The following is an 8,611-nucleotide window of genomic DNA, read 5'->3' as shown; positions in this document are numbered from 1 at the left end:
CCTCCCCCCGCCGCCTCGCTCCTCGCCGCCCGCCGCCGCACCCCGCCCGCCGTCCGCTTCACCTTCTTCGCCCCTGTCAGCTCGTGCATGGCATCGAGCTGCATCTGCTGCATTTCCGCCAGCCGCTGCCATTGGCGCGAGATCAGGTAGTCGAGCTTTTCGTGCAGGTGCCGCACTTCCAGCTCGGCCTTCAGGTTCACCCGGTAGTCGTTGAAGGAGCGCAGCCGGTCCTTCGCTTCCTGCCGCTTCTGGCTCATCATGATCACCGGCGCCTGGATAGCGGCGATGCAGGACAGCATCAGGTTGAGCAGGATGAACGGGTAGGGGTCGAAGGCGCCCGCCATGCCCTCGAACAGGTTGATGCCGATCCAGATCAAGAGCACGCTGGCGAACGAGATCAGGAACCACCAGCTGCCGCCGAACTCGGCCATCGAGTCGGAGACGCGGTCGGCGAACGAGCGGTGCTCCTCGAACTCCTCTTCCGAGTTTTCCGAGATCGTGTCCTGCCTGGCGATCGATTCGACCACCTGGCGGTCGAGCTCGGAGAATTCGCCGTGCTCCTGCTGCAGCAGTTCTTCCATGTAGCGCATGCGGTAGCGGGCGAGCTCCTCGCGGCTGATGCGGGCGCCGCGCGGCAGGTCGGGATGGTCGGCGCGGATGCGGTCGGAAAGGCTCGGCCGCAAATCGTCGATGCGCACCAGGTCGCGCTTGCGGAATTTCCGGCCGCTGATCGCCGACGGTTTTTTCTTCGGTTTTACCCGCGATGCGGCAGGTCCGGCCGGGGCGGGCTCGGAATCCGGCACCTCCGGCGCTTCGAGGATCTCGTCGGCCGCTTCGTGCAGGTCTTCCGGCAAGGTGGAGGCCTCGAGATATTCGCCGGCCGAGTGGGTTTCGTCGTCTTCCGTCTTCTGCGCCTTCGGGTCGCCGGCCATGGTCAGTGCTCCTGTTTCGGCTTCTGCGATACGATACGCCAAGCCGGCGCGGCATATCCATCGCGACTGTGTAACTGGTGTGACCGAACAAGTTGTTGTGATGGGGGTGGTGCGGGCTGTGACTTGGTCGCGGAATGCGGCGGCGCAAGGTTGAGATCGGTGGTGATCCTTCGCGCCCCCCCTCTGTCCTGCCGGACATCTCCCACTCAAGGGGGGAGATCGGCAGCCTTGGCGCCGCGCCCCTCATTGACGTTGGAGGTGGGCGAAACCCGACGCGACATCCAATCTCCCCCCTTGAGGGGGAGATGGCCGGCAGGCCAGAGGGGGGTGCCTCGGGCCGGCGTTTCGAAGCTTTTACGGTTCTGGCAAACCGGGAAGCGCCGACCCCGTCGGCTGCTGCCCGGCATACATCAGCCTTGTCTTGGCATCCGCCGCCATCGGCGAAAGGCTGCGCTGGATCAGTGCCTCGACATGGTCGTTGCGCTGGCGCGCGCTTTCGGCGCCCATCACCACCACGATCAGCTGGCGGCCGTCGGCATTGTAGGAAGTGACGATGTTGTAGCCGGAGGCCCTGATGTAGCCGGTCTTGATGCCGTCGACGCCGCGCACCCGGCCGAGCATGTCGTTGTGGCCGCGCACCAGCCGGCCGCGGAACATGAAGTCGCTCTCGGAGAAATAGTGGAAATGCTGCGGGAAGCGGTTGCGTAGCGCCATGCCCAGCACCGCCATGTCGCGCGCCGTCGTCATCTGGCTGCCGTCGGGCAGGCCCGAAGCGTTGCGGAAGGAGGTGCTCGTCATGCCGAGGCTTCGCGCCTTGGTGGTCATCATGGCGGCGAACTGGTCCTGCGAGCCGCCGAGATATTCGCCGACCGCCACCGCCACGTCATTGGCCGATTTGACCACGATGGCCCGGATGGCGGAATCGACGTCGATCGTCTCGCCGCGCCTGAAGCGCAGCTTGGTCGGCGGCTGCCGGGAGGCATTGTCCGAAACCGGGATCTGCGTCTCCTTGCTCACCCGGCCGCTCTCCAGCGCCTCGAACAGCAGATAGAGCGTCATCATCTTGGTCAGCGAGGCCGGATAGCGCTGCGCCGTCGAATTGACCTCGAACAGCTGCTTGCCGCTGCGCGCATCGACGACGATCGCCGCATAGCGCTGCGGCTGCGCCGGCACCGCCAATACACTGTCCGGCGCGACGGTGGTGCAGCCGGCGACCATCGCCAGCAGCGCGAACGCCATCAAGATCTTCTGGAGGAGCGGGAAAGGGTCGGACAGGCGCAAGTCGAATCCGGCTGTTGCTGAGAGGGCCGGACCCTAGCCTAAGCCGATTGCTGCGTCCAACTGGTTAACGGGGGTCTCAAAGCTGTCTCAACAGCTTAAGGGTGGCGACGGGCTCGGAACGACACCAAAGCCGGCGCTGCCCCTCACCTGGCTGCCGGCACCCTCTCCCCGTATAGTGACGGGGCGAGGGGCGCTGTCATCGCCGGTTTCGCCAATCACCAACGTTGCAAGAAGGGCGCCAATGCTGCGGCCAGCCCCTTTCTCCCCGTCACTATACGGGGAGAAATGCCCGGCAGGGCAATGAGGGGCGGCGCCAACATCGGCAAATTGGCGATTCCTGCGCGAGCGGCGCTATACCTTGCCGCTCGTAGCTATCACTTCGTCGGTAGACACCTCCCACACCCCACCGCCCCGAAAACGCCCGCTTGCTGTCCTGTTTTCCCGGCGGGGCCGCGCTGCTACCATGCGCGCGGATTTGGTTTGGGGGATCGACATGACAGGTGACATCGGCGCCGCCGCACCATCTCTTATCCGGGCATCGCTCAGCCGCACCGGCAAATGGGCCGGCAGCGTCGCTTTCGTCAGCGGCGCGGTGTCGGACGTGCTCAACCCGCTCGGGCCGTTCGCCGCCTATATCGCGCTCGTCGCTTCCGTTGCGGCCGCGATCATCGCCATCGCCATCGTGCTGAGGCTTGTGCTGGCGACCAAGGCCATGCCGGCGCTGATCTTCGCCACAAGTGCGGCGGCGATCGCCGGCGGCGTCTATACCGTGCAGCAGGAAACGAATTCGCAGAACGGCATCATCGCCACTCTGGTGCCGGCGGTGGCCGAGCTGCAGCAGTCGCTGGGCATCGTCTCCGAAAAGGTCGCCAGGATCGAAAGGACGGTCACCGAGACGCAAAAGACGGTCGAGGAGGTCAAGAAATCGACCGACACGGTGGCGCAGAAGACGCAGGAGATAGCCGCCGCCGAAAAACAGCAGACCGAGCAGGGCGCCGAAACCCAGAAGGCGGTCGAGGCGGTCAAGCAATCGACCGACACCGTCGCGCAGAAGGCCGAGGAGATCGCCTCGGCACAGAAACAGCAGACCGAGCAGGGCGCCGAAACCCAGAAGGCGGTCGAGGCGGTCAAGCAGACCACCGACACGCTGGCCGCCGGCCAGCAGCAGGCGGCCGCGCAGGCCGAGAAGCTGCAGGCGACGACCGAGCAGATTGCCGCTTCCATCGACACCATCGCCAAGGGCTTTGCCGCGCTCGCCGCGCAGGGCGGCGCGATCGCCGACCCCAAGCGTCCCGATGAGTACTATCACAATGCCCGCGTCTACGAATTGTCGGGCGACATGCTCAACGCCAGGCGGTCCTATCTCGCCTTCGCCAACTTCGATGTCGACGCCATCGACCCTTATACGCGCTTCGCCACCTTGCTTCGGGTCCAGGACGGTAAGGCCGGCGCCCGCGAGGTGTTCGGCCAGTTGGCCGACAAGGCCAAGGCGTCGGCGATCAAGCTCGTCCATCTCGAGCAGTTCGACGATGCCCAGCGTCTCGACAAGCTGAACACCTTCATAGCGGCCCATCCCGACTATGCGCCTGCCTATTTCCTCCTGGCGCAGGAGTTTTCCGAGGATCGCCTCGGTAGCCAGTCGCTGTCCGACAAGCGCAGCGAGGCCGAGGCGCTGACCAAGTTCGTCTCCTACGAGAAGGATGGCGGGCTGCTCAAATATTTCGTCGACCAGAGGGAGCTCGCCGACTGGCTGGAGCGCAGCCGCAGCCGGCTGGCCGTCGTCGGCGACGTGCTCGATCCGCAGCGCTTCGCCCCGACATTGACGCCGATGCGCTCCAATGCCGGCTGGACGATCACCATTTCGCTGCCCGAGGCGGCGACCGGCATTTCCTGGCGCCTCGGCGAGACCGGCCCGTTCACCGACACCGGGCTGATGGCGATGAACGACCAGCGGACGGGCAAGCCGATGCCCAATTCGAGCTTCGAATTGCCGGACAGCACCACGGCCACCACGATCGGCATCAAATATCTCGACATCAGGGGCCGCGAGACCGGCCCGTTCGCCATAAGATTCGATCCGGACTCGGCGCTGCAGCAAGGCGACAAGCAGATCCTCGACCAGTTCTGGACCTCGTGGATCGCCTTCGACGCCGGCGGCAACAACGGCCTGGTCTATTTCACGCAAATGCTGTCCTACCGCTGCGCCATCAAGGAGGTGCATTACGGCCTGGACGGCGCCGCCCCCGACAAGGAAATCAAGATGCCGCCCTGCGACAAGAAGGACCCCTACGCCATCCCCTACGACTACCAGCCCTATTTCAAGGTCGCCGACAGCGTGAAGTCGATGTCGGTGCAGGTGACCTATACGGATGGCACCAAGTCGCCGGTCAGGGAGTATAAAAGGCAGTAGGGGCGGCCCGTTTGTAGCGTCTCAACCTACCGCACCCTTTCTAACGTTGGCGCCGCCCCTCACCTGCCTGCCGGCATTCTCTCCCGGTATAGTGACGGGGAGAGGGGCGCTCTCATCGCCGGTTTCGCCAATCAGCAACGCTGCAGGAGGGCACCGGCGCTGCGGCCAGCCCATTTCTCCCCGTCACTATACGGGGAGAAATGCCCGGCAGGGCAATGAGGGGCGGCGCCGACTTCCATTCTGATGCAAAATGCCTTTCGCAGCGCTTGCACTTCGCACACCACGCGGGCTTTGCTGGCGCCAAAGATTCGCGAGGGTGACAGGCATGGATACGGTCACGATCAAGGCAAAGGGCATTTCGGTCACGCTCGACCTTGCGGTCGGCCACATCGCCGACATGACGGTCGAGGCCGACGGCCGCCGCCTGCAGCCTCTGCATCGCGCGCCCTGGGTCGGCGCGCCGCGCGAGAGCCTGCCGCAAGACCTGCCGGAAGGCACGGTACGGCTCTCTGGCGATTTCCTCTGCGCGCCGTTTTCGCGCGCCGATGTCGAGGAGGCGCCGCTGCATGGCTGGCCGGCCAACAGCGCCTGGGACCTGGTTGAAGATAGCGCCATCAGCGATGGCTGGCGCGCCAGCTTCCGGCTGCGCCGCAAGGTCATGGGTGCCAGCGTCGACAAGGTGCTGACGCTGCGTGACAACCACCCCTTCCTCTATCAGGAGCATGTCTTTTTCGGCGGCGCCGGCGCCATTTCCGTCGCCCACCATCCAATGACGGTGATGCGCGGTGGCGGGTCTCTCGCCTTCTCGCCGAAACGCTACGCGGCGAGTCCGGCCGACCCGCTGGAGCCCGACCCGGCGCGCGGCCGTTTCTTGCTCGCCTATCCTGCACGCTCCGCCGATCTCCGGCATTTTCCCACCGCCGCTGGCGGCACCGCCGATCTCACCGACTACCGCATGGAGGACAGGCGCGAGGATTTCCTGACGCTGGTCGAGGCCGATCATGGCGGGCCGGGCTGGACGGCTTTGGCGCGCCATGCCGAGCAGGATCTTGTTCTGGTGCTGAAAAACGCGGCCGAACTGCCCATCACCATGCTGTGGTTCAGCAATGGCGGCCGCGACTATGCGCCGTGGAGTGGCCGCCATCTCGGCGTGCTCGGCATCGAGGACGGCCGCGCCGCGGTCGGCCATGCCGCCTCGCTCGGCGACAACTGGCTGAAGCGCGAAGGCGTCGCCACCGCCTTTGCGCTTGCCGAAGGCCGCAGCGTTTCCTTCCGCCACGTCATCGGCGCCGTGCCTTTCTCTGACGGCGAGCCGCCGCGCGACTTTGAGACCGCGCGCGATCACATGCGCATCGCCGGTGCCGACGGCACGGTTCGGGAGATCGCCTTCGACGGGGATTTCCTGCGCCTTGGCCGCTCGGTTCCGGCCTGAGCGCCGGGCATCCCGCGCGGGTTTGAAATTTCCGCCGACTGCCGCCAAGATGTGGCCGAAAATCGCTACCGGAAAGGCGCCGATGTCCGAGATCGCCCATATCACAGCCGCCATCTTCAAGCGCGCCGGCAAGGCCAAGCGCTTCATCGTCGCCATCGCCGGACCTCCGGGCGCCGGCAAGTCGACCCTGTCCGGCAGGCTGCATGACCTGCTGCCGGAAGGCGCTTCCGAAGTCGTGCCGATGGATGGCTTCCACTTTGACGATATCGTGCTCAACCGCCGTGGCCTGCGCTGGCGCAAGGGCGCCCCGGAAACCTTCGATTTCGGCGGCTTCGAGACGCTGCTGAAGCGCATCCGTTCGGGCGAGCCGGACATTGCCATTCCGGTGTTCGACCGCAGCATGGAACTGTCGCGCGCCGCGGCCGAAATCATTGGCGCCGACACCAAGTTCATCCTGGTCGAGGGCAATTATCTGCTGCTCGACGAGGAGCCTTGGTCCCGTCTGGCGCCTCTGTTCGATTTCACCATCTTCGTCGACGTGCCGCGGGGCGAGCTCGAGCGCCGCCTGATGGAGCGCTGGCGCGGCCATGGTCGCTCCGACGAGGACGCCCGCGCCTGGATCGCCTCCAACGACATGCCCAACATCGATCGCGTGCTGGCCCGGCGGCGGGTCGCCGATCTCGTCATCGGCGAACCGGGCTAAGGCGAACTCGTTCAATTTGCAGCAATTTCCGAGCGGAACCTTAAGACTTTCCGGTCGTTATGCCGACATCCTGATTGTGTCGTTTGAAGGACTCGTCCGATGGCTACCAGCACAAGAAAACCCGTCAAGGGCAAGGCAGCTCCGCGCAAGGCCACCCAAGCGAAAACCGGCGCCGGCCCGGCAATCGCCGAGCGCTCGAAGGATGCCAAGCCAGCCTTCGGCAAGGCGGCGCCCAAGAAGGTGGTGCCGGGCGCGGTGCACAAGGCCGCCGTGAAGGCGCCGAAATCGCACAAGCCGGCGGCCGCCAAGTCGGGCCCGATCCGCACCGTGGCAAGCATTGCAACCGGCGCGGTGGCCGCCACAGCGCGGCTCGCGGCTTCGGTGATTGGCAAGGGTGGCGCGAAAGCCAAGGCGAAGTAGGCGGAGAGATCGCTTCCAGGCGAGCTGGATCAGCCCCTTGCCGGGATGGTGAGTCCCTTTTGCACCGCCGGGCGCCCCAATCCGCGCTCCAGCCATGCCGCAACGATCGGAAAATCGTCGAAGCCGACGAGCTCGCGCGCCTCGTAGAAGCCGATCAAATTGCGTACCCAGCCGAGCATCGAGATGTCGGCGATGGTGTAGTCGTCGTCCATGATCCAGCTGCGGCCCTTGAGCCTGGTTTCGAGCACGCCGATCAGCCGCCGCGATTCGTCGCGATAGCGCTCCAGCGGCCTCTTGTCGGCGATCTCGCGTCCAGCGAATTTGTTGAAGAAGCCGACCTGACCGAACATCGGCCCGATTGCCGCCATCTGGAAGAACACCCACTGGATCGTCTCGTAGCGACGGATGGGATCGGCGGGAATCAGCTTGCCGGTCTTGTCGGCGAGATAGAGCAGGATGGCGCCGGATTCGAACAGGCCAATCGGCTCTCCGCCCGGGCCGTTCGGATCGATCATCGCCGGTATCTTGCCGTTGGGGTTGAGCGACAGGAATTCCGGCGTCCAGCTCTCGTTCTTGCCAATATTCACCGGATGCGGCTCGTAGGGCAGGCCGATCTCCTCCAGCGCGATCGATACTTTCACGCCATTGGGCGTCGGCCATGAATAGAGCTGGATGCGCTCGGGGTACTTGGCCAGCCAGCGCTTGGCGATCGGAAAGGCGGACAGGTCGGTCATCGAAGGCTCCTGGACGGGAATGCACGCTGAACGGCGGGGTCGTGGCGGGTCGCCAAAAATTAGGCGCGGGGTCCGCCTCGATCAATATGCCGGCCACGGTTGCGCGGGGCGGACCGTCAACGAAAAATGAGCCGGCAGGGATCGACGCTATCAGACCGCCTTGAACGCCAGCACCGCATTGGTGCCGCCAAAGGCGAAACTGTTGCTGAGCGCTGTGCGCACCTTGCGTTCGCGCGCGACATTCGGCGTCACGTCGAGATCGCAATCCGGGTCGGCCTCGCGGAAATTCGCGGTCGGCGGCACGATGCCGTCGCGGATCGCCATCACGCAGGCGATCATTTCCAGCCCGCCGGAGGCGCCGAGGCAATGCGCATGCATCGACTTGGTCGAGGAGACCGAGAGCGTGCGCACATGCTCGCCGAAGACGCGCTTGATCGCCGCCGTCTCGATCTGGTCGTTGGCCTTGGTGCCGGTGCCGTGCGCGTTGAGATAGTCGACATCCTCCGGATTGAGGCCGGCGTCGACAAGGCAGAAGCGCATCGCCGCTTCCGGTCCCTCGATGGTCGGCGCGACGATGTCGGAGGCGTCGGCGGAGAGGCCGGCGCCGGCGATTTCGGCAAGGATGGTGGCGCCGCGCGCCATCGCGTGGTCATAGCTTTCCAGCACCGCCATGCCGGCGCCTTCGCCAAGCACCAGGCC

At 65.4% G+C, this 8,611-nt stretch carries 8 protein-coding genes; 4 read left to right on the top strand and 4 right to left on the bottom strand.

Translation table 11 applies throughout. The features are described from left to right. Together EOA33_RS15330 and EOA33_RS15325 are read right to left on the bottom strand one after the other, a co-directional pair. Positions 1-932, bottom strand: a 932-nt coding sequence (locus EOA33_RS15330; protein ID WP_145989155.1) for a DUF1003 domain-containing protein, incomplete at its 3' end; no start/stop codon positions are given. Between the two features lie 354 nt (positions 933-1,286). Then, the gene (locus tag EOA33_RS15325) at positions 1,287-2,171 is read right to left on the bottom strand and encodes a D-alanyl-D-alanine carboxypeptidase family protein (RefSeq protein WP_127405989.1); all 885 of its coding nucleotides are present in this window, start codon (positions 2,169-2,171) and stop codon (positions 1,287-1,289) included. 535 nt (positions 2,172-2,706) lie between these two features. Between EOA33_RS15325 and EOA33_RS15320 the strand changes: the two genes are divergently transcribed. The 4 genes from EOA33_RS15320 (at position 2,707) to EOA33_RS15305 (ending at position 7,178) form a co-directional block, all read left to right on the top strand. After that, a complete protein-coding gene (locus EOA33_RS15320; protein ID WP_127405988.1) occupies positions 2,707-4,623 on the top strand; it encodes a methyl-accepting chemotaxis protein in 1,917 nt (638 codons plus the stop codon). A gap of 325 nt (positions 4,624-4,948) precedes the next feature. Continuing rightward, the gene (locus EOA33_RS15315; protein ID WP_126057063.1) at positions 4,949-6,055 is read left to right on the top strand and encodes a hypothetical protein; all 1,107 of its coding nucleotides are present in this window, start codon (positions 4,949-4,951) and stop codon (positions 6,053-6,055) included. Positions 6,056-6,137: 82 nt separating this feature from the next. Continuing rightward, positions 6,138-6,758: a nucleoside triphosphate hydrolase gene (locus EOA33_RS15310; protein ID WP_126057062.1), complete on the top strand. Its 621-nt coding sequence runs from the start codon at positions 6,138-6,140 to the stop codon at positions 6,756-6,758. A gap of 99 nt (positions 6,759-6,857) precedes the next feature. Next, positions 6,858-7,178 carry a hypothetical protein gene (locus EOA33_RS15305; RefSeq protein ID WP_126057061.1) on the top strand — a complete coding sequence of 107 codons (321 nt, stop codon included), beginning with the start codon at positions 6,858-6,860 and terminating at the stop codon, positions 7,176-7,178. Positions 7,179-7,207: 29 nt separating this feature from the next. Here the strand turns inward: EOA33_RS15305 and EOA33_RS15300 are convergent, their stop codons facing one another. Both EOA33_RS15300 and EOA33_RS15295 read right to left on the bottom strand, forming a co-directional pair. Next, positions 7,208-7,912 (bottom strand): glutathione S-transferase N-terminal domain-containing protein, encoded by a 705-nt coding sequence (locus EOA33_RS15300; protein WP_127405987.1) that lies wholly within the window; start codon positions 7,910-7,912, stop codon positions 7,208-7,210. Between the two features lie 150 nt (positions 7,913-8,062). After that, positions 8,063-8,611, bottom strand: a 549-nt coding sequence (locus tag EOA33_RS15295) for a beta-ketoacyl-[acyl-carrier-protein] synthase family protein (protein WP_145989154.1), incomplete at its 5' end; no start/stop codon positions are given.

Source organism: Mesorhizobium sp. M4A.F.Ca.ET.050.02.1.1, from assembly GCF_003997725.1.
GTDB lineage: Bacteria > Pseudomonadota > Alphaproteobacteria > Rhizobiales > Rhizobiaceae > Mesorhizobium.
The sequence above is the reverse complement of the archived record's forward strand: the minus strand, read 5'-3'. Positions and strand labels throughout refer to the sequence as shown.

What these genes read in the sequence shown, in the direction of transcription:
- EOA33_RS15325 (WP_127405989.1), bottom strand. Translation starts at nt 2,171, where the DNA reads ATGGCGTTCGCGCTGCTGGCGATGGTCGCCGGCTGCACCACCGTCGCG.
- EOA33_RS15320 (WP_127405988.1), top strand. Translation starts at nt 2,707, where the DNA reads ATGACAGGTGACATCGGCGCCGCCGCACCATCTCTTATCCGGGCATCG.
- EOA33_RS15315 (WP_126057063.1), top strand. Translation starts at nt 4,949, where the DNA reads ATGGATACGGTCACGATCAAGGCAAAGGGCATTTCGGTCACGCTCGAC.
- EOA33_RS15310 (WP_126057062.1), top strand. Translation starts at nt 6,138, where the DNA reads ATGTCCGAGATCGCCCATATCACAGCCGCCATCTTCAAGCGCGCCGGC.
- EOA33_RS15305 (WP_126057061.1), top strand. Translation starts at nt 6,858, where the DNA reads ATGGCTACCAGCACAAGAAAACCCGTCAAGGGCAAGGCAGCTCCGCGC.
- EOA33_RS15300 (WP_127405987.1), bottom strand. Translation starts at nt 7,912, where the DNA reads ATGACCGACCTGTCCGCCTTTCCGATCGCCAAGCGCTGGCTGGCCAAG.